17 protein-coding genes are annotated in these 18,868 nt (G+C 62.1%); 10 read left to right on the top strand and 7 right to left on the bottom strand.

What is annotated here, in order from left to right; all coding sequences use genetic code 11:
* Window positions 1-51 precede the first annotated feature (51 nt).
* The 6 genes from FW796_RS06285 to ppk2 all read left to right on the top strand — a co-directional run bounded on the left by FW796_RS06285 (window position 52) and on the right by ppk2 (window position 7,610).
* Window positions 52-1,227, top strand: a complete 1,176-nt coding sequence (locus FW796_RS06285; protein ID WP_346633941.1) for a pyridoxal phosphate-dependent aminotransferase — start codon at window positions 52-54, stop codon at window positions 1,225-1,227.
* Between the two features lie 46 nt (window positions 1,228-1,273).
* Window positions 1,274-3,178, top strand: a complete 1,905-nt coding sequence (locus tag FW796_RS06280; protein WP_446439151.1) for an FAD/NAD(P)-binding protein — start codon at window positions 1,274-1,276, stop codon at window positions 3,176-3,178.
* Between the two features lie 28 nt (window positions 3,179-3,206).
* Window positions 3,207-3,797: a cysteine hydrolase family protein gene (locus FW796_RS06275; protein WP_346633939.1), complete on the top strand. Its 591-nt coding sequence runs from the start codon at window positions 3,207-3,209 to the stop codon at window positions 3,795-3,797.
* 13 nt (window positions 3,798-3,810) lie between these two features.
* Window positions 3,811-4,236 carry a cupin domain-containing protein gene (locus tag FW796_RS06270; protein ID WP_446439150.1) on the top strand — a complete coding sequence of 142 codons (426 nt, stop codon included), beginning with the start codon at window positions 3,811-3,813 and terminating at the stop codon, window positions 4,234-4,236.
* A gap of 30 nt (window positions 4,237-4,266) precedes the next feature.
* Window positions 4,267-6,282, top strand: a complete 2,016-nt coding sequence (locus FW796_RS06265) for an aconitase family protein (protein WP_446439149.1) — start codon at window positions 4,267-4,269, stop codon at window positions 6,280-6,282.
* A gap of 437 nt (window positions 6,283-6,719) precedes the next feature.
* Window positions 6,720-7,610 carry a polyphosphate kinase 2 gene (gene ppk2 / locus FW796_RS06260; protein ID WP_446439305.1) on the top strand — a complete coding sequence of 297 codons (891 nt, stop codon included), beginning with the start codon at window positions 6,720-6,722 and terminating at the stop codon, window positions 7,608-7,610.
* 113 nt (window positions 7,611-7,723) lie between these two features.
* Here the strand turns inward: ppk2 and FW796_RS06255 are convergent, their stop codons facing one another.
* From FW796_RS06255 to FW796_RS06240, 4 genes are all read right to left on the bottom strand, one after another.
* On the bottom strand, window positions 7,724-8,629 hold the full coding sequence (locus tag FW796_RS06255; protein ID WP_346633936.1) for a DMT family transporter: 906 nt from the start codon (window positions 8,627-8,629) through the stop codon (window positions 7,724-7,726).
* Window positions 8,619-9,941 (bottom strand): diaminobutyrate--2-oxoglutarate transaminase, encoded by a 1,323-nt coding sequence (gene ectB, locus FW796_RS06250; RefSeq protein ID WP_346633995.1) that lies wholly within the window; start codon window positions 9,939-9,941, stop codon window positions 8,619-8,621. The genes FW796_RS06255 and ectB overlap by 11 nt, the downstream gene beginning before the upstream one ends.
* Before the next feature lie 65 nt (window positions 9,942-10,006).
* A complete protein-coding gene (locus FW796_RS06245; RefSeq protein ID WP_402884984.1) occupies window positions 10,007-11,350 on the bottom strand; it encodes a SidA/IucD/PvdA family monooxygenase in 1,344 nt (447 codons plus the stop codon).
* A gap of 127 nt (window positions 11,351-11,477) precedes the next feature.
* Window positions 11,478-12,101, bottom strand: coding sequence for a glutathione S-transferase family protein (locus FW796_RS06240; RefSeq protein WP_123724719.1), 624 nt, complete (start codon window positions 12,099-12,101; stop codon window positions 11,478-11,480).
* Window positions 12,102-12,185: 84 nt separating this feature from the next.
* Between FW796_RS06240 and FW796_RS06235 the strand changes: the two genes are divergently transcribed.
* Complete coding sequence (locus FW796_RS06235) at window positions 12,186-13,031, top strand: helix-turn-helix domain-containing protein (protein WP_346633934.1); 846 nt, start codon at window positions 12,186-12,188, stop codon at window positions 13,029-13,031.
* A gap of 51 nt (window positions 13,032-13,082) precedes the next feature.
* Complete coding sequence (locus FW796_RS06230) at window positions 13,083-13,820, top strand: hypothetical protein (RefSeq protein ID WP_404937599.1); 738 nt, start codon at window positions 13,083-13,085, stop codon at window positions 13,818-13,820.
* A 113-nt stretch (window positions 13,821-13,933) separates the two neighbouring features.
* Here FW796_RS06230 and FW796_RS06225 read toward each other — a convergent pair whose 3' ends face one another.
* Together FW796_RS06225 and FW796_RS06220 are read right to left on the bottom strand one after the other, a co-directional pair.
* A complete protein-coding gene (locus tag FW796_RS06225; protein WP_404937600.1) occupies window positions 13,934-15,274 on the bottom strand; it encodes a sensor histidine kinase in 1,341 nt (446 codons plus the stop codon).
* Window positions 15,271-15,981 carry a response regulator gene (locus FW796_RS06220; protein WP_346633931.1) on the bottom strand — a complete coding sequence of 237 codons (711 nt, stop codon included), beginning with the start codon at window positions 15,979-15,981 and terminating at the stop codon, window positions 15,271-15,273. Before FW796_RS06220 ends, FW796_RS06225 begins: the two co-directional genes overlap by 4 nt.
* 224 nt (window positions 15,982-16,205) lie before the next feature.
* Here FW796_RS06220 and FW796_RS06215 point away from each other — a divergent pair, with 224 nt between their 5' ends.
* Window positions 16,206-16,478: a hypothetical protein gene (locus tag FW796_RS06215; protein ID WP_346633930.1), complete on the top strand. Its 273-nt coding sequence runs from the start codon at window positions 16,206-16,208 to the stop codon at window positions 16,476-16,478.
* A 133-nt stretch (window positions 16,479-16,611) separates the two neighbouring features.
* Here FW796_RS06215 and FW796_RS06210 read toward each other — a convergent pair whose 3' ends face one another.
* On the bottom strand, window positions 16,612-17,772 hold the full coding sequence (locus FW796_RS06210) for an MFS transporter (protein ID WP_446439148.1): 1,161 nt from the start codon (window positions 17,770-17,772) through the stop codon (window positions 16,612-16,614).
* Between the two features lie 101 nt (window positions 17,773-17,873).
* Between FW796_RS06210 and gcvA the strand changes: the two genes are divergently transcribed.
* Window positions 17,874-18,803, top strand: coding sequence for a transcriptional regulator GcvA (gene gcvA, locus FW796_RS06205; RefSeq protein WP_446439147.1), 930 nt, complete (start codon window positions 17,874-17,876; stop codon window positions 18,801-18,803).
* The last annotated feature ends 65 nt before the right edge of the window (window positions 18,804-18,868 follow it).

The following is an 18,868-nucleotide window of genomic DNA, read 5'->3' as shown; positions in this document are numbered from 1 at the left end:
ACCGCTAAAACAATAACTTCATTATCAGCATGACCAGTCAGGGTGATTTAAATGCGCCTACACGCATTCTCCAAACGGGTTGAAAACCTTGAGCTTTCGGAAACTTACGCCATTTTGGATATGGTGCGCAGCCTGCGTGAGCAGGGGGAAGATATCGTCGATCTCGGCGGTGGTGAACCTGACTTCAGGACGCCCGATCATGTCGTAGATGCTGCCGTTGAAGCACTGTCAGACGGTGACACTCATTACACACCCAGCCGTGGCACCAAGGCACTGCTGGACGCCGTGGCCCATAAATACAAGACCGAGCACGGGCTCGATCTGGTGGCCGACAAGAACATCATTGTCACGCCATCGGCAAAGCACGCGCTGTTCATCACATTGATGACCTTGCTGGACCAGGGCGATGAAATCATCATCCCAACCCCCAGCTGGGTGAGCTACAAGGCCATGGCGGCCATGGCCGGTGCCACCGTCAAGGCCGTGCCGCTGGACGGCAAAAACGGCTTCATGCTCGAAGCCGACGCCCTGGAACAGGCGATCACGCCACGCACCAGAGCCATTCTGATCAACAACCCCAACAACCCCACCGGCCGCGTGCTGACCCGCGAAGAGGTCACCGGGGTGGTCCAGGTGGCGCTGAAACACGGGCTGTACATCATTTCCGATGAGATCTACGAAAAGGTCATCTACGGCCAGGCCCGCCATATCAGCATTGCCAGCATCGAAGGCGCCCAGGACATCACCGTCACCATCAGCGGCTTTTCCAAAGCCTACGCGATGACCGGATGGCGCCTGGGGTACGTCGTCAGTTCCGAGCGCATTTCCAATGAGCTGCTCAAGGTCCATCAGCATACCGTCGGCTGTGCGGGCTCCTTCATTCAACGCGGCGGCGTCGCTGCCCTCAAAGGTTGCCAGCACCGAATAGCCGACATGGTGACCTCCTATCAAAAGCGCCGCGACCGGCTGATCGAAGGCCTTGAGAGCATTGCCGGCATCAAGTGCATAGCCCCCGAGGGCGCACTGTATCTGTTTGCCTCCATCGCCGACCTGGGTTTTGAAAACTCCCTGTCGTTTACCCGCTGGCTGCTCAGCACCGCGAAAGTCGCCGTCACCCCAGGCACCGCCTTTGGTGAGGGGGGCGAAGGCTATATCCGACTGTCCTTTGCCGGTAGCGATGAAGCCATCGACGAGGCCGTCAGGCGCTTTCATCAAGCCTTCAAATAATTGCCCGCCCCTCTAGAACCGTCATCACATACAAACAGGAGTTAGTATGTCTCTACGACACATCACGCCTTCGTCGCCTGCACACCGTATCGCTATCATTGGCAGCGGCCCCCGTGGTCTGTCTGTGCTGGAGCGCCTGGCCGCACTGATGCTCATGGACGCCCCGATCAAGCCAGTCATTGTCTATCTGATCGACAGCGCGCAAATGGGCTCCGGCCGGGTATGGCGCACCGATCAACCACGCCACTACGTGATGAATACCGTCGCCGAGGAGGTTTCGTCCTTCTCCGGGCCGTTGGACGACGGCCCGATCAGACCGGGCGCCGGGCCGTCGCTGGCACAATGGTGGAGCTCCGTGGACCCGGCCTACCCGGGGGCCAATGCCTATGCTCCGCGCGCGGTACATGGCGAGTACATGCAGTTCGTCCTGGCGACCATCGAGGCCAGCTTCACGCCGAACATCTCGCTGCAGCGCGTACCGGAGGTGGTCGTCGATCTGGTCAACGATGAAAACATCCAGACCCTGGAACTGGATAACGGGTCTTTTCTCCAGGTCGACAAGGTGGTCATCGCCACCGGGCACCCCACCCCCGAGTTGATCGGCTGGGAAAAGCAGCTGCAACAGTTCGCCCAGCAGACTGCCGGGCTGGAGTTCTTTCGCGGCGACTCCGCAGCCGACATGCCGCTGTCGCGAATCCAGTCGGAGCAGCAGGTGGGGATCGTCGGCCTGGGCCTGGCGTTCCACGACATCGTTGCCGCCCTCACGGTCGGTCGTGGTGGCCGCTTCAGCGTTGTCGACGGTGTTACCACCTACATCCCGTCGCACCGTGAACCCAAGCTGTTCGCCGGGTCCCGCAGCGGTATGCTGATCCCCGCCAGGGGCCGCAACCAGAAAGGTCCGAACTTTCAATACCAACCGCTGTGCATCACCCGGGACAAGATCGATGCGCTGCAAAAACGCGGTCACATCGACTTTGCTGCCGAAGTGCTTCCGCTGCTGCTGGTTGAAATCAACATCGTCTACTTCGCCACCGCCCTACGGGCCAAGGCGGGGCAGGCAGCCGAGCAGCAGTTCAAGCAGCGCGTGGCGCAACAGCAACTGTTCTCCTTGCCGGCCCTTGTTGCCGCGGCCGCCGACTTCGGCGTGAGCGACCTTCCGGTCCTGGAGCTGGACCGACTGGCCAGGCCGTTCCGCGCCCAAGAGTTCCACAGCCCGGCAGACTTTGCCCAAGCCCTGGATCGGGTACTGGAAGATGACTTGTGCAGCGCCCGCGAGGGCAACGTCGACAACCCGATGAAAGCCGCCCTGGATACCATTCGCGATACCCGCGCCCTGATCAGAAGCGTGGTGGATTTCGGCCGGCTCACCCCGCGCTCGCATCAAGAAGACTTCCTGCAGTACTACGCCCCTACCAGCCTGTTTCTCACCGCAGGACCGCCCCTTTACCGCACCGAGCAAATCCGCGCCCTGATCGCGGCGGGGGTACTGACGCTGGTGGGACCTGAAACGGTCTATGGCATCGATACCCAGCACCACAAGTTCAGCATCCAGTCCCCCAGGGTCCGTCACTCCAGGCAACTGATCGATGTGGTCATCGACGGGCGCATCCCTTCGCCAGACTTGCTCCGAGACCCGTCACCGCTGACCAGAAACCTGGTGCGGCGCGGGTACTGGACCAACTACATCAACCAGGGGATCGACGAGGACTTCGTCACCGGCGGCGTCGCCGTCACCCCCGGTCCTTATCACCCGATCGACCGCTCGGGCCAGCCCATCAAGGGGCTCTATGTACTGGGCCTGCCTTCCGAGCACACCCGCTGGTTCATGCAGGCCGGCAGTAGCCGCCCCGGCTTCTGGACCGACTTTGCCCAGGATGCCCACTACGTGGCCTTCGATGCACTGCAGTCGGCCTACGCCCAAGCGCCTGTGGCAATCACTGAAGTGGCCTGATCGCCCCCCTCATTTAAAGGAATGAATGATGTCTGCAAAGAAAGCACTGCTGGTCATGGACTTCATCAATGAAATTGTCCATCCCGAAGGGGTTTATGCCCGTGAAGGCTATTACCAACAGACCGAGGAACGTCGGGTGGTGGAAAAGGCCGCATCGGCCTTGAACTACGCCCGCAGCAATCAACTGCCGATCATCTTTATCGTCGTCGGTTTCAACGCCCACTATGAAGGCTTCCCCCCGCACTCCCGAGTGTTTGCTCCCGCCAAGGAACATGGCGTCTTGAAGTTGCAGACCTGGTCCACCCAGGTGCATGACGACCTGCGCCCCCGCGAAGACGAAATCGTGATCGCCAAGAGCCGGGTCAGCCCGTTCTATCAAACCAACCTGGAATTGATACTCCGGACCCAAGGTATTGAAGAGTTGGTATTGACGGGGGTATCGACCGAACACGTCATCCTCGCCACGACCCTCGACGGACATGACAGGGACTTCAAGATCACCGTGCTGGAAGATGCCTGCGCGGCGGTGACCCAAGAGCGTCACCTGGCGGCGATAGAAAGAATCTCCCGCACGGCGACCATCAGCTCGACCTTCAACTTCATCACCTCTTCTCTATAACAGGCGCACATCCATGAACCCGACAGTCTTCAATCTGCTGAATGTATCCAGCGAGCCGGATTCGATCCAATGGTCGACTCATCAACAACTGGGTCGCAGCGGCGCCAGCATTCACACGCTGTTCGAATGCCAGGAGAGTGCCCAGCGGATTGCCTTGATCCGTTGCGACGCGGGCGCCAGTGCCCAAGCTCACCACCATCACGGCCATGAAACCTTTCTGATCCTGGACGGTGACTTTGAGGATGAAAACGGTATTTACCTCAAGGGCGATCTGGTGATTTACCCGCCAGGCAGCACCCACGCCTGGAAGTCCTCCAAAGGCGCGTTGATCTATGCCACCTGGGGAGGCGCCGTAACCTCGAAACCAGCGCCAGCCGCCGAGGCTGCCAACCATGCCGCCTACGACAACAGCGTCTATGACGGTCGGCACTTGATCTGAAACCGTCGGCCATTTCTTTTGGGGTGAATCATGGGTTTCAAGCTTGACGCAAAGCTGCTTTTTCTCAGCAGCGATCCTTTGAAAGTGTCACGGCAGTTGGGGGGGCAAACACTGACCCTTGAGGAGGCACGGCCCCTGCGCGATGACATTTCAACAGACGAAATAACACCGATCCCGGTGCTGGCTTTTTTTGACCACCGGCTGGGTTCATACCCCTATGTCGGCCTCAAGACCGGCCCGGTACTGCCTATCGGCAAGGACGATGTCGCCGCCGCAGGGTTTACAGTGACCGTGGCGGGTACCCGCTACGGCAAAGGCTCTTCCCGCGAGCACAGCCCGCTGGCGGAGAAAAAAGCCGGCATCCGCCTGGTCATCGCCGAAAGCTTCGAGCGCATCTACCGACAAAACGCCGACAACATCGGCCTGCTGACCTCCACCGACTTGTCCTTGGTGCCGCGCTTGCAGGCCGGCGAAGAGCTGTCGCTGGAGGAACTGATTGGCACCAGGGATGCGCTGTCCACGGCAATTCTGCGCAGCGGCGGGCTGCTCAACTACGGTCGCGAGCATTTGCGTCAGCAGCCGGACCAGCCCGGGGAGCCGTCGCCGCAGCTGCCCACCGGGCCCCTGACCTTTGCCGAAAAAATCATTCATCGGCATTTGATCAAGGCCCGCGGGGCCGAGCGCGTCGAACAGGGCGCCGGCATTCTGCTGAAGGCCGACTGGCGCTTTATCCACGAGTACTACACCGGGCTTTGCGCCCATTTGCTCGACGATGCCTTCGGCGAAAACTTCTCTGTGTACCAGCCGGAATCGATCCTGGCGTTTGAGGACCACTTGTCCTACAAGCGCCGAAGCCCGGCGCACCTGCAACAGAGCCTGGTCGGCGAACTCGATGGCTTGTCTCAGGCCCATCGGGACTTCGTCGCCAAGCATCGACTCAGCGCCCACGGCTATCTGCCGGCAGAAGGCAGCGAGGGCATCTCCCACGCGATGATGGCCGAGCAATATGCCCTGCCTGGACAAGTGGTGGTCGGCACCGACTCCCATACTCCTCACAGCGGTGCACTGGGTTGCCTGGCGTTTGGCGTGGGCACCACCGACATGGCCAACGCCTTCATGACCGGCTCGGTCAGGACGGTGTATCCACAGGTGCTGCGCATTTCCCTGGTCGGCCGCTTGTCCGCTGGCGTGACCGCCAAGGATCTGGTGCTGGCCCTGTTGGCCGATGGCCGGATCAAGGCTGGCCACGGTGTCGGCAAGATCTTCGAATTCGGTGGCCCGGCCCTGGCGTTCCTGTCCACCGACGAACGCACCACCCTCACCAACATGACAGCGGAGCTGGGTGGTTTCAGCGGAATCGTCGTACCCGATCAGGAGACCGTTCGTTTTCTCAAGGAGCGGCGCCACCTCGACTTCGTGCTCGAGCCCTGGATGACCAGCGACCCCGAGGCGAACTACGCCGACACGATCGTCCTCGACTGCGATCAGATCCTGCCGATGATTGCCTCTCCGGGCGACCCCGGCAACGGACAGCGCCTCACCGATCTGACCGAGCGGGTCATGGTCGATATCGCCTATGGCGGCTCCTGCACGGCCGGCAAGCGCGATGACTTCGATCATTATTTCGAGGTGATCAACTGGGCACTGGAAAACGACCTGCGGCTGCATCCCGAGGTCAAACTCTATTTGCAGTTCGGGACCGTGGATGTCCGCGACTACTGCGAGGAAAAGGGCTACCTGCCGGCCTTCGAAACCTTTGGCGCGCAGCTGCTGCAACCGGCCTGCGGAGCCTGCGCGAACTGCGGCCCTGGTTCATCGACCCATCAGGAGCAGGTCACCGTCAGCGCCATCAACCGGAATTTCCCGGGGCGCTCCGGTCCAGGTCAGGTCTGGCTGGCCAGCCCACCGACGGTGGTCGCCAGCGCCATCGCCGGTTACATCACCTCGTTCGGCGCCCTGCAAACCCGGCACAGCGCCACCCCCTCGGCGCCCGCCAAGCCCGGCCAGCGTGATCCTGCGGATAGACGCCCGGCCCTGGCTCACTGAAAACGACAGGCGGCGGGTTGATATCCGCCGTCCTTTCACACCCCCGCGCATCGAGATCCTGCGGCGCAATTGCCAGTGGTGATGGTCTCCGCCTCAGGTCAGATAGCTCCCGAGCGAGCCGCCGAAAAAATCTTAACTGATTACCGACTTTTCCTTATTACAAACTTGATCGAGATCAACGGCCGCCAACTGCCCAGCCCTAAAAATGACCGGAGGACATTGAACGTAACTACAGGCCCCCTCCCATGAGTGAAGAATCCACCGCCCTGCCCCTGCCACCTGCTCCAGTGAAAAAAGCTCCGGCCAGCAGCACCCCGGCCGCCAAGACCGCTGTGCGTAAAACCACCGCCCCCCGGACCCGTCGCCCACGCACCGCCACCCAGGCGGCGCCGGCGAAAACCGCCGAAGCCGACATCAGCGCCATCAGCCAGAAACCCATGGCCCTGCAAGTGGCCAGCGCCCCGCGCGGCTCCAATGAAGACAGCGTTTCAGCCTCGCTGCCGGGTAGCTACCCCTACCGCAACCGGATGCGCCGGGCCGAGTACGAAAAGGCCAAGAACGAGCTGCAGATCGAGCTGCTCAAGGTACAAAGCTGGGTCAAGGAAACCGGGCAGCGCATCGTGGTGCTGTTCGAAGGCCGGGACGCGGCCGGTAAAGGCGGCACCATCAAGCGCTTTATGGAACACCTCAACCCCCGTGGCGCACGGATCGTGGCCCTGGAGAAACCCTCGGAACAGGAAAAGGGCCAGTGGTACTTCCAGCGCTATATCCAGCACCTGCCCACCGCCGGGGAAATGGTCTTCTTCGACCGCTCCTGGTACAACCGCGCCGGGGTGGAACGGGTCATGGAGTTCTGCTCGCCCCTGCAATACCTGGAATTCATGCGTCAGACCCCGGAGCTGGAGCGCATGCTGTGCAACAGCGGCATCCTGATGTTCAAGTTCTGGTTCTCGGTGAACCGCGAAGAGCAACTGCGGCGCTTCATCTCGCGCCGGGACGACCCGCTCAAGCACTGGAAACTCTCGCCCATCGACATCAAGTCCCTGGACAAGTGGGACGAATACACCGCCGCCAAACAGGCGATGTTCTTCCACACCGACACCGCCGATGCGCCGTGGACGGTGATCAAGTCCGATGACAAGAAGCGCGCGCGGATCAACTGCATCCGTCATTTCCTCCACGAGCTGGACTACCCGGGCAAGGACCTGAAAGTCGCCCACGCCCCGGACCCGCTGCTGGTAGGCCGCGCCTCGCGGGGGCTGGAAGAGGATGAACGGACCCAGGCGACGGCGGACGCCGGCGCGACACGCCTGGCACTGACGGCCTGAATTGCGGGCAAAAAAAACTGCGCGCAGACAGGCGGGTCTGTGCGCAGTAAAAGTCGAGCGGAACTATGAGTTGAAGGGAGCTAACAGCTGGCCCCCTGCATCAGGTCGAGGCCTCAGGCGGCCTCGGTCACCGGCGTTACCTTCTCCGGCGGTTTGATCGAACCGATGTACACCGCAAAGATGGTCAGCAGCGCGCCAGCGATCTGCAGCGCCGAACTGGCCTTGCCGAGAAACGCCACGTCGACGAAGTAGGTGATCACCGGCTCCAGCAACAGGATCAGCCCCGCCAGCCCCAGGCTGATGGCACCGATGGAACGATTGACCAGCAACCAGCCGACGAACTGCACCATCACCCCGTAGATGATCAGCATCACCAGGGTCTGCCCATCGACAATGGCCAGGCTTTCCCCCATGGCCAGGGCGTAGACCAGCAGCACCAGCGCGGCCCACAGGCTCAGGTTGAGCATCTGTGCGATCTTGTCGCCACCGCCGTCAGGCAGTTGGGTGTTGACCTTGAGGAAATACACGCAGATGGCGTAAGCCAGACCCGAGAGCACCCCATACACCACGCCCTTGATGCCCACTGCGCTGGTCATTTCCGGCAGCAGCAACAGGTAGAGGCCGACGAACGCCAGGGTGATGGAGATCAGGAAGTAGATCGACGGTTTTTCCTTGAGCAGGTACAGACCCAACAGGGTCATGAAGAACACCTGGCAGTTGGTCAGGATCGAACCGATGCCCGGGCCGACGATGTAGATGCTCTGGTGCCAAAGCACCAGATCGATGGCCAGGAACACCCCGGCCAGGGCCGTGTACAGCTGCGCCTTGGCGCTCTTGAGCAACACCGGGATGCGGCGCACCTTGAGCAGCAGGAAAAACAGGATCGAGGCGAACAGCATGCGGTAGAACCCCGCGCCGCCGGCACCGATATGCGCGAAGGCCACCGCCAGCGCCGACAGGCTGAGCATCAGCCCGCCGATGGTCAGTTCGATGATGGCGCGGTTGGTATTAGTCGACATGCGCGACTCCATTGATGAAGACCAGAGGATCAACGTCCTGGTCCGGGTCACTTAGCGTGCCCTGCTCCAGTACCTGTTGCATGGCATCGAAAATACTCGCCAGGCCGACCTGCAGCGTTTCGCTGCTGATGGTCAGCGCCGGCATCAGCTTGAGCACCTGGTCCACCGGACCGCAGCGCTCGATAATCAGGCGACGAGCGAAACAGGCACGCATCACCGCAGCGGCCAGGGCCGGATCGTGGAACTCGATGCCGTAGAACAGACCGCGGCCGCGCACGTCCTTGATGTGCCCGGCAAAGCGTTCGGTGACTTCGGCCAGCCATTCCTTGAGCTGCGCTTCGTTGGCCTGGATGTGCTTGACCAGACGGTCGTCGCTCCAGAACTCCTGCACGGTCTTGGTGGCCGCGACAAAGGCCAGGGTATTGCCGCGGAAAGTGCCGTTGTCCTCGCCGGGGGACCATTGGTCCAGCTCCGGACGATGCAGCAACAGGGCGAACGGCAAGCCGTAGCCACTGAGGGACTTGGACAGGCAGACCATGTCCGGGGTGATGCCCGAGGGCTCGAAGCTGAAGAAGGTCCCGGTACGGCCGCAGCCGGCCTGGATGTCATCGACGATCAGCAGGATGCCGTGTTCGGTGGTCAGTTGCCGCAGACGCTGCAGGAACTCCGCCGAGGCCACATTGATCCCGCCTTCGCCCTGGATGGTTTCCAGGATCACCGCTGCCGGAAGGTCCATGCCCGAGCTGTTGTCCTTGAGTAAGCGCTCGAAGTACTCGATGGAATCCAGACCCGCCAGGTAACCGTCGAAAGGCATGCGGAACACATAGGGATCGACACCGGGCTGGCGATTGTCGCGGTTGCCGGTCAGGCCCAGGGAGGTGTTGGACATGCCGTGGAAACCGTTGGTGAAGGCCACGATGTGCCGGCGTCCGGTGACCTTGCGCGCCAGTTTGACCGCCGACTCCACCACGCTGGTGCCGGTGGGCGAGGTGAACTGCATTTTGTAGGGCAGGGTCCGTGGCGTGAGGATGATCCTGCGGAAGTTGTAGATGAACTCCTGCTTGGCCCGGCTGTGCATGTCCAGGGCGGCCTGGATGCCATCCCGTTGCAGGTAGTCGATCACCGCGGCCTTGACCGCCTTGGGGTTGTGTCCGTAGTTGACTGAACCGGCGCAGCTCAGGAAATCGATATAGGCCTGGCCTTTCAGGTCATACAGATGACTGCCCTGGGCCTGGTCGAATACCACCGGGAAGCTGCGGCAGTAACTGCGCGCCGAAGACTCCACATCCGCAAATACACCCAACTCATCCATTTCTGAAATATCCATTGCTGCCTGCTCACATAAAGGGGTCGAGGTTCAGGGTTCGATGCAGCGGCTCAGGCGATCTTTTCCGCCGCCTGGGCCAGGCCCAGTTGCTGGTTCAGGGAGTTGAAAATGTCCCGCGAGCGCAGCGACAGCAGGCTGAAGGAGCCGGCATCGCCATAACCGTGGGAGGATTCGCACAGGCCATTGAGGTACAGCGCCGGCAGATGGCTGCCCTTGGCGGCGGCCAGGCTGTAGTCGCGACCGATGCGGATCACGCCCTGGGCATCGCAGTCCAGGTGCTCGGCCAGGTCCTTGAGAATCGCCGGGTAGCGTTCTTCCTGGGGGCCGGTGCCGAGGTTGCGAAAGCCCGTGGCCAGGACCACGGCATCCAGCCCGCCCAGCTCTTCGGTGGCGTGGGTGTTGCTGTTGCGCAGCGACAGGCGATAGCCCTCGCCGTCCGGGGTGCAGCCCTGGATATCGCTGTGGCCTTTGATGATCACGCGCTCACGGCCCTGCAGTTTGTCCTCATACATGCCCACGTAGAGTTCCTTGATCACGTCGGCATCGGCAGCGGAGTAGTTGGTGTAGTGCAGGTGGCGGTTGATGTTCTTCTTCGCTTCGGCGGAGCTGTTGTAGTACTGGTCGACGAAGGACGGGAAGTACACATGCTCGCTGAACTGGCTGGTGTCCTTGAGGCGGAAACCGTAGCCGCGCTGCACGTTGACGATTTCCAGGGTCGGATAGGTGTGGCGCAGGTGCAGGATGATCTCGATGGCGCTCTGGCTGCCGCCCACCACCGCCACCCGCTTGAGCTCGCCCTTCTGGGCCAGGTTGGCCAGGCGGCCCAGGTACTGGGTCAGGTGGAACACCCGATCCGCTGCGGCATTGGCGAACACCTGCGGAATCACCGGGGTGCGGCCCGGGGCCAGGACCACGGAGCGGGCCTGGTACTGCACGCCGGCCTGGGTGGTGATGGTGTAGAGGTTGCTGGCCGGGTCGACCTGGATCTGCGCCACGCTCTGGTTGTAGGCCACGTCCCGGGCGAAGAACCCGGCGACCCAGCGCACGTACTCGGCGAACTCGCTGCGCAGCGGGAACTCCAGGCCCAGGTTCAGGTGTTCGAACAGCCGGTCGTTCTCGAACAGGAAGTTGGTGAAGGTGTAGCGGCTGCGCGGGTTGCGCGGGGTCACCAGATCGCGGCTCGGGTGGTTCTGGATATCGCTGCCGGAGAGCATCATCTCCGGCTGCCATTGAGTGCTCGCGTGACGCTCGAGAAACAGCCGGGTGCCGGCAAACTCCATCTCTTCCATGGCGATGGCCAGGGCGATGTTCGCCGGGCCAAAACCGATGCCGATCACGTCGTAAACTTGCCCATCACGGCCAACATCCTTGGCAGTCACTTTATGAACACTCATAAATTCCCCTTTTCGCAACAAAAGTCAGACTCGAAAAAGCAGAAAAAACACCAGGGTCTTTTCTGCCTTCAGTCAAATAATCATTAATTTTTAGTTAGCGTTATTCGTTATAACTACTTGGCTTTTTTCAAACTTCTGCTGCAGCCAACTTCAGCCACTTCTGTACTGGCGGATAGGCCAGAACTTGTTCGACATAGGCTTGAAGTTGCGTCGGCACCGCGATGCCATAACGACGGAAGCGGAACACCACCGGTACGAACATCGCATCGACGATGCCGAAGTCGCCGCACAAGAACTGCTTGGAGCCGCTGGCCTCGCGCAGGTTGTTCCAGATGGCGAAGATCCGCTGGATCTCTTCCTGGGTGTCGGCCGTCAGGGGCTCGGGGGTGTCACCGGTGTTCAGGCCGAAGGACATCTGGGTGCGCAGATTGACGAAACCCGAGTGCATCTCGGCCGCAGCGGCACGGGCCTGGGCCTTGATCAGCGCGTCCTGGGGCCACAGGTTGGCCGACGGATAGGCACCGGCGACGTACTCGCAGATGGCCAGGCTGTCGTTGATCACCACCTTGTCCAGCAGCAGCGCCGGCACCTTGCCCGACGGCGAATAGCGCAGGATCTGCTGACGGGTGTCGTCCTGTTCCAGCTTGACTTGAAGGGTCTCGAAGGAGACGTCTGCCGTTACAAGAACCAGCCATGCACGAAATGACCATGAAGACTTTTTGTAATCCCCAATAACTAGTTTTGTAGGCATCACTTCCCCTAGCTTGCGTTATGAAATGGGTGCTAAATTTAGCGGCCCATTTTTCCAACGTATTGCACAAAACTGGACAAACTCATGGATGAGCACAAACCCGGCAAAGTCTTTAGGCCAGACAAGGATTTCGTGCAGTTTTGGCGAATACCCGAAGGCGACTGTGAGTTGTTATCTGCGCGTTACAGCACTCAGTCTTTTGGCCGGCATTCACATGATCGATATGCAGTAGGGGTTATAAGCAGCGGGGTTGAAAAACTCTTTTATCGGGGCAGCTACTACTTGGGGAGCGCCGGTAGCGTCGTCACCATCACCCCGGGGGAGATTCACGACGGCTTGCCCGGGCATGACCAGGGCTGGATGTACCGCATGCTTTACCTGGACCCGGGCTGGGTCAACCGGGTGATCTTTCAAGGACGCTTCGGCGCCGAGCATATCCATCTGTTCCAGAGTGCATTGAACCTCGACCCCAGCTTTGCCCTGACCTTCCTCCAGCAACACCAGATCATCGAAAACTCCCCACCCAGCCTGGAGCGCGAATCCATCCTCCTGGACCTGGTGACCCAACTTTTCGAACGCAGCGGCGCCCCCATTGCCGCCATCGCCAGCGCCGAACGCAGCGCGGTCAAGTTCATCAAGCAAAAACTCGAAGACGAATACGCCCGGCACATCCCCCTGGAGGAACTGGCGCAACTGGTGGACATGGACCCGCTGTACCTGATCCGCGTGTTCAAGAAGACCGTGGGCGTGTCGCCCCACAGCTACCAGATCCAGAAACGCGTGGCCCAGGTGCAGAACCTGCTGCGCACCGGCGCCAGCCTGGCGGAAGCCTCCTTCAGCTGCGGCTTCTTCGATCAGAGCCACATGACCCGCGCCTTCAAGAAAGTCGTGGGCATCACTCCCGGCAGTTTCCGCAACAGCCGCGCCTGAAGCGTGCGGCCTTCTTTCCCTGTCATTCCCGTTTGTTCAAGGACCCGCTGCATGCCCGCAATCCCAACCCCGGAACTCACACAACTGCCTGCCGGCGCCGTCGCCTACCCCGACGCCCGTGAGCTGTTCGTCGCCGACCAGCAGGAACTGGCCGAACACCTGCTGCCCCTGCTGTCCATCGATGCCAGCCAGATCAACCCCGAATGGTCCGGGCGCCTGCACCTGCTGAGCCCCATCGAACCCGATGAAGGCCTGGTGGGCGAACTCACCCAGGACGAAGGTTTTGGCAGCGAGCTGCTGAAGACCAACTGGATCGGCTTCAAGATCGAGAACGGTCGCTACCGCCTGTGCGGTGATCCACGCTACTTCTTCCTGCACCCGGACAATGCCCAACTGCCCGAATCGCGGCGCAACCAGCGGGCCCAACTGCAAAGCCATTACGCCCTGGAGCACGCGGCTTACCAGACGGCGCGCCAGCGTTACCAGGAACTGGGCTATCTGACCTGGCCGGAAGATGACGAGCAGCGCCTGACTTTTATCAATGAAATAGGCGGCGTGGCCGAGGGTTACGGCAACTGGGTGGAAACCGTGGAATTCCCCATGGATATCGTTGAAGCCACAGACGACAGCGGCGATATCGACGTCTGGCCCCTGAGCCCCGCGGGCCGGCGCTTCCAGCACGTACTGGGGGTGCCCGCCAGCCACTACGGCATCAGCGGCGCCGACCTGATCGTGATGTTCTATGAGCCGGTGGAGGGCCTGGTGCTGTTCTGCTTCGACTGGTCCTGATATGACCCGGTAGCCACCTCAGGCCGTGATCGGTTGGGCGGCGTTGCCTCTGCAACGCCGTCCTGCAGAAGCTCGCCAAATCCTGCAGGTTTTTGTTGGCCGCAGAGTCCTGACTACACCGGCAATTCCACCCGTGCTTCCAGCCCGCCCCCCTCACGATTGAGCAGCCGCAACTCGCCACCATGCTCGCGGACAATCGCCCGCGCTGCCGACAACCCCAGGCCCACGCCGCCGGTGCTCTTGTTGCGCGAGGACTCCAGCCGGAAGAACGGTGCAAACACCTGCTCCAGTGCCTCGGCGGGAATCCCCGGGCCACGATCCAGCACCCGCACGCGCAATTGATGCGCATCGTGTTCCAGCACAATGGCCGGCTCGCCCCCGTACTTGACCGCGTTGTCCAGCAGGTTGGTCATCACCCGCTTGAGCCCCAGGGGCCGGCCGCAATACACCAGACGCGGCGGGCCGCTGAAAACGATCGGAATCGACTGGTCGCGATAGTCGTCCACCAGGGTCTGCAACAGTTCGGCCAGATCGAAATGGGTGGCCTGTTCCAGCCGCGCATCGTCGCGAAAGAACTCCAGGGCGGAATTGATCATGGCTTGCATTTCGTCCACATCGCGGAACAGGCGCTGCTGCTGGTCGGCATCCTCGATGAACTCGCCGCGCAGGCGCATGCGGGTCAGGGGCGTGCGCAGGTCATGGGAAATGGCCGCGAGCATCTGGGTGCGGTCCTTGATGAAGTGCTGCAACTGCGCCTGCATGGCGTTGAAGGCCAGGATTGCCTGGCGGATCTCGTGGGGCCCCACCGGATCGATGGGCGGCGCACGAAAGTCCACGGCGAAGCGCCGCGCGCCCTGGGCGAACTGCTGCAGCGGCTTGGCCAGCCGGCGCGTGGCGATCAAAGCCACCAGCCCGGTGGAGATCAGCACCAGGGCGATCACGATCAGGTTGCGTGTGCCCTCCTCCAGCCCCCAACTGCGGGACGCCGAGGAAAACATCAGCCAGCTTTGATCGGTCAACTGCACCAGCAGCGCGTAGCGCCCGTCCGGGCCCGACCAGTCGCTGGGCTGGTAAGCCTCGATATGCCGCTGGGGCGGTTGCAGCATGGCGCGGATGCCTTCCGAGCCGACCCGATACTCCGGGTCGTCCAGCTCAGGCAGGGCAAAGCCCTGGCGCGTCGGCCTCCAAGAGATGCTCAGGTGGTCACTGCTGACGGCCTCCGCCAGTCGCGGGCGCTGGCCCGGTTCCGAGGCTTCGATCATGCGCACGATGGCCGCGGACTTTTCCAGCAACCCGGTTTCCGCCAGCGGCGGATAGGCCCAGACCCCGGCCAGTTGCACGAACAGCGCATTGAAGGCCAGGGCGGTGAGCATGGCCATGATGATGGTCAGGGCGATCCAGCGCGCCACGGTGTCCCGCAGCCGATAGCGCCACAACGGCTTGATCAGCTTCACTGGCGGGTCACGCTGGGGGTGAACAGGTAACCGCCGTTGCGCACGGTACGAATCATCGCCGGGCGCTTGGTGTCGAACTCCAGCTTGCGCCGCAGGCGACTGACCTGGACATCGATGCTGCGATCGAAGGCGTCATGGGCCTGGCCCCGGGCCAGGTCCAGCAACTGCTCGCGGGTGAGGATGCGTTGCGGGTGCTCGACAAACACCAGCAACAGGTCGAACTCCCCCGCCGACAACGGAATCATCACCTGGTCCGGCGAGCGCAGTTCACGGCGAGTCAGGTCCAGCTGCCAGTCGGCGAACTTGATCAGGGGCCGCGGCACGTCCGCGCTCACCGGCCGGACCTCTCCGGCCCGGCGCAGCACCGCCCGCACCCGGGCCAGCAGCTCGCGAGCATCGAAGGGCTTGCTCAGGTAATCGTCGGCGCCCATCTCCAGGCCCACCACCCGATCGCTCAACTCGCCCATGGCGGTGAGCATGATCACCGGCGTGGCGTGCTGCTGGCGCAAGCGCTGGCACAGGGTCAGGCCGTTGTCGCCGGGGAGCATCAAGTCGAGGATGATCAGGTCCGGCACCTCCCGCTCCAGAGCCGCCCACAGCGAAGCGCCATCGGTGGCCACGGCCACCTGATAGCCCTGTTGGACAAAAAATTTCTTCAGCAGCGCGAGGACTTCAATGTCGTCGTCCACGATCAACAGGCGGCTCACCAGCGGGCATCACTTCAAGTCGGAAAGAGCCTTTATCTAAAACCATTCGCCGCCCTGCGTCATATATTTCAACGCAGTAACAAACCTTCACCCGCGCAATAAAGCAGACATCTTTGCGCAAGGTTCGCCTGCCAGCATCGGCTTCCCCCTGCTGGAGAACCCTGACCATGCACCTGATCAAGTCCGCCTCGGCCCCAGCCCCTCTAGTCGCGAAGGAGCTGCCCATGTCCACCTCCGATCAACACGCCCTGATGCTCCTGCAACGCGTGACCAAACTCGACGACGCCAGCCTGCATTGCCGCGAAGTCAGCCTGCGCATGTCCGAAGACCAGAATCATCTGATCCTGACCCGCTACAGCGAGCACTACAGCCCCGAAGGCATGGAGTGGGTGGAGCGCAAACACCGGGTATCGGTGACCGAACTGTTGCGCTGGGTGATAGAGCAAGGCCAACCGCAGAGTGTGGAGCGCGGCGAAGAACACAAAGCCTCGGCCTGAGGCCTGCAGGAGCGAGCGTGCTCGCGATGGACGTCAACGATGACACCTGTTCACAGGGAAGAATGCGGCGCTCCTACAGAATTTCCTTAACTGATCTGACTTGCTGGGGCCCGCAGAAACTCTTCAAAAACCCTCAAACCTCTTCGGCAGGCGCCGGCTTAACCTCGTCCCCACGAATACGAACCTCCCGACACGCCAACGCACTCAGCGCCAAACACCCCGCCGCCAGCGAATACACCCACACCGTCGATGCCACCGGCAGCAGCAACCCGGCGATCAACGGCCCGATCCCGGCACCGATATCCCGCCACACCGCATTGGCCGCCAAGGCCCGCACCCTTCCCGCCCCCGGATGCCGCTGGGCCACCACCGTGACCACCAGCGGCAGTTGCAGGGCCCGCAACACCAGCACCAGGGCGCCGCCGACAATCAGCCAATGGCAACCAAAACCCACCAGGGCCACAGAGGTCAGCAGGGAGAAGACGATCAACATCCGCGTCGCGCCCCAGCGTTGTGCGGCGATACCGCCCAGGGGGCTGAGGAGCATTTCCGAGACGTAGCGCAGGGCCAGAAGCCCGCCCGCCACCAGCACCGCATTACCCGCCATCAGCTGTTCAGCCAGCAGTGAAAGACCAATGATGAACAGACCATCCAGCACCAGCCCTTCGATAAAGGACCACAGCGCCACACTGTCGGGGCGCTGGAAACGGCGGCTGGAGCTTGCCAGCGGATGGGGCTTGGCCGGCAGGCCGAACGCCAGGAGCATGGCGATCAGCGAGGTCAGGGCCATCAGCAGGAAGATCACCCGCGGGCCGTATTCGACGCTGACCAGGGCGCCCAGGGGCAAGGCCAGCATCGGCCCGGTAGCGATCAATGCTCGGGAACGACCGGTGCGGCGAGCGGCGCCGCTGGGCTCGGCGGTGGCCATGACCTGGGTCGAGAGGTTGAGGGCGGCGTAGGTCAGGCCCCAGCCCAGACGCAATAGCAGCAGCCACCAGAAACCGGACAAGGTGGCGTAACCCAGGGCGCACAACGCCGCCGTGAAGGCGGCCAGCACGCAGACCGGGCGATCACCGCGGCGGGCGTAGAAGCGCATCACATGGCTGTAGCCGAAGATCCGCACTAGGCGGTTGGCTGCCAGCAGCAGGCCGGCTTCGGCCAGGGTCACGCCGAAGGCCTCGTGCTGCATCGGCAGCAGCAGGTAGAGCAAGGTGTCGCCGGGCAGGCACAGGCCGAGGATCGAAGCAGCGCGGGCGGAAGCTTGATCGGTGGTGCGGGCATGGGTATCGGGCATGGCAGGCAAACCGGCAGGTCACGAATGGTTTTCAGCCTGACGTTCTGCTGTGGCACTGACAAACGCTTTTATTGCGCCGCATAGGTGACTAAATTAGACGCATGATCACTGACCTGCCGCCCCTGAACGCCGTCCGCGCCTTTGCCGCCGCCGCTCGCCACGAGAGTTTCAGCCGCGCGGCTGAAGAACTGCACGTGAGCCACAGCGCGGTAAGTCGCCATATCAAACTTCTGGAAGAGCACCTGGGAGTGCTGCTGTTCGAGCGGCGCATTCGCCAGTCGGTGCTCACCCCCGCCGGGCAAGCTTTCTATGAACAGGTCAGCGTGGCCCTGACCCAGATCGCCAATGCCGCCGCGTCCCTGCGCCGCGGTGCGGCCCTGCGCAAGGTGACCCTCAATGTGCGGCCGTCCTTCGCGGTGCGCTGGCTGATTCCGCGCTTGCCGCAGTTCATGGCGCTGTACCCGCAGATCCAGCCGGAGGTGGTGACCAGCACCCAGCTCCCTGACCCGGCCCGGGAAACCTTCGACCTGGTGATTCGCCGCGGGCGTTCGGGCTGGGCGCCAGCGCTGCAGCCTCAGCGCTTGCTGGAGGATGAAATCCTGGTGGTGGCCGCGCCATCGCTGTTGCAGAGCACAGCGCTGAACAGTGCCAAGGATCTGGGACGCCATACCCTGCTGGTCAGCCGCACCCGCGCCAACGACTGGCAGAAATGGCTGGAACATTGCGACCTGAAGCCACTGCGTCAGCCACCGAGCTTGCATTTCGACCATCTGCACTTCGTGCTCCAGGCCTGTGTCGACGGGCTGGGCCTGGCGCTGTGCCCGGCCTCGTTGCTGGCCAAGGATCTGACCAGCGGCCGCCTGATCTGCCCCTTGCCGGAACTGCGTCAGCCACTGACCCGCTATTACTACGCCGTCGCCGCGGATGCCGCCCCCGAAGCCCAGGTGTTTATCGACTGGATGCTGGCGCAGATTCAGCAGGACGCGGTGACTCATCTGAGCCAGTTGCCCGCCCGGGCCAGCGGCGCCTGACAGGCTTTGTAGAGCCTGTGCATGGTTCTGATTTAGGCACATCAGCCGTGCAATTAAAGCGTTTG

The organism is Pseudomonas sp. 910_21 (assembly GCF_052850735.1).
This window is presented reverse-complemented; position numbering and strand designations above follow the sequence as displayed.

Bases quoted from the DNA above. Each gene is read 5' to 3' on its own strand.
- FW796_RS06285 (WP_346633941.1), top strand. From the start codon at position 52: ATGCGCCTACACGCATTCTCCAAACGGGTTGAAAACCTTGAGCTTTCG.
- FW796_RS06280 (WP_446439151.1), top strand. From the start codon at position 1,274: ATGTCTCTACGACACATCACGCCTTCGTCGCCTGCACACCGTATCGCT.
- FW796_RS06275 (WP_346633939.1), top strand. From the start codon at position 3,207: ATGTCTGCAAAGAAAGCACTGCTGGTCATGGACTTCATCAATGAAATT.
- FW796_RS06270 (WP_446439150.1), top strand. From the start codon at position 3,811: ATGAACCCGACAGTCTTCAATCTGCTGAATGTATCCAGCGAGCCGGAT.
- FW796_RS06265 (WP_446439149.1), top strand. From the start codon at position 4,267: ATGGGTTTCAAGCTTGACGCAAAGCTGCTTTTTCTCAGCAGCGATCCT.
- ppk2 (WP_446439305.1), top strand. From the start codon at position 6,720: ATGGCCCTGCAAGTGGCCAGCGCCCCGCGCGGCTCCAATGAAGACAGC.
- FW796_RS06255 (WP_346633936.1), bottom strand. From the start codon at position 8,629: ATGTCGACTAATACCAACCGCGCCATCATCGAACTGACCATCGGCGGG.
- ectB (WP_346633995.1), bottom strand. From the start codon at position 9,941: ATGGATGAGTTGGGTGTATTTGCGGATGTGGAGTCTTCGGCGCGCAGT.
- FW796_RS06245 (WP_402884984.1), bottom strand. From the start codon at position 11,350: ATGAGTGTTCATAAAGTGACTGCCAAGGATGTTGGCCGTGATGGGCAA.
- FW796_RS06240 (WP_123724719.1), bottom strand. From the start codon at position 12,101: ATGCCTACAAAACTAGTTATTGGGGATTACAAAAAGTCTTCATGGTCA.
- FW796_RS06235 (WP_346633934.1), top strand. From the start codon at position 12,186: ATGGATGAGCACAAACCCGGCAAAGTCTTTAGGCCAGACAAGGATTTC.
- FW796_RS06230 (WP_404937599.1), top strand. From the start codon at position 13,083: ATGCCCGCAATCCCAACCCCGGAACTCACACAACTGCCTGCCGGCGCC.
- FW796_RS06215 (WP_346633930.1), top strand. From the start codon at position 16,206: ATGTCCACCTCCGATCAACACGCCCTGATGCTCCTGCAACGCGTGACC.
- FW796_RS06210 (WP_446439148.1), bottom strand. From the start codon at position 17,772: ATGCCCGATACCCATGCCCGCACCACCGATCAAGCTTCCGCCCGCGCT.
- gcvA (WP_446439147.1), top strand. From the start codon at position 17,874: ATGATCACTGACCTGCCGCCCCTGAACGCCGTCCGCGCCTTTGCCGCC.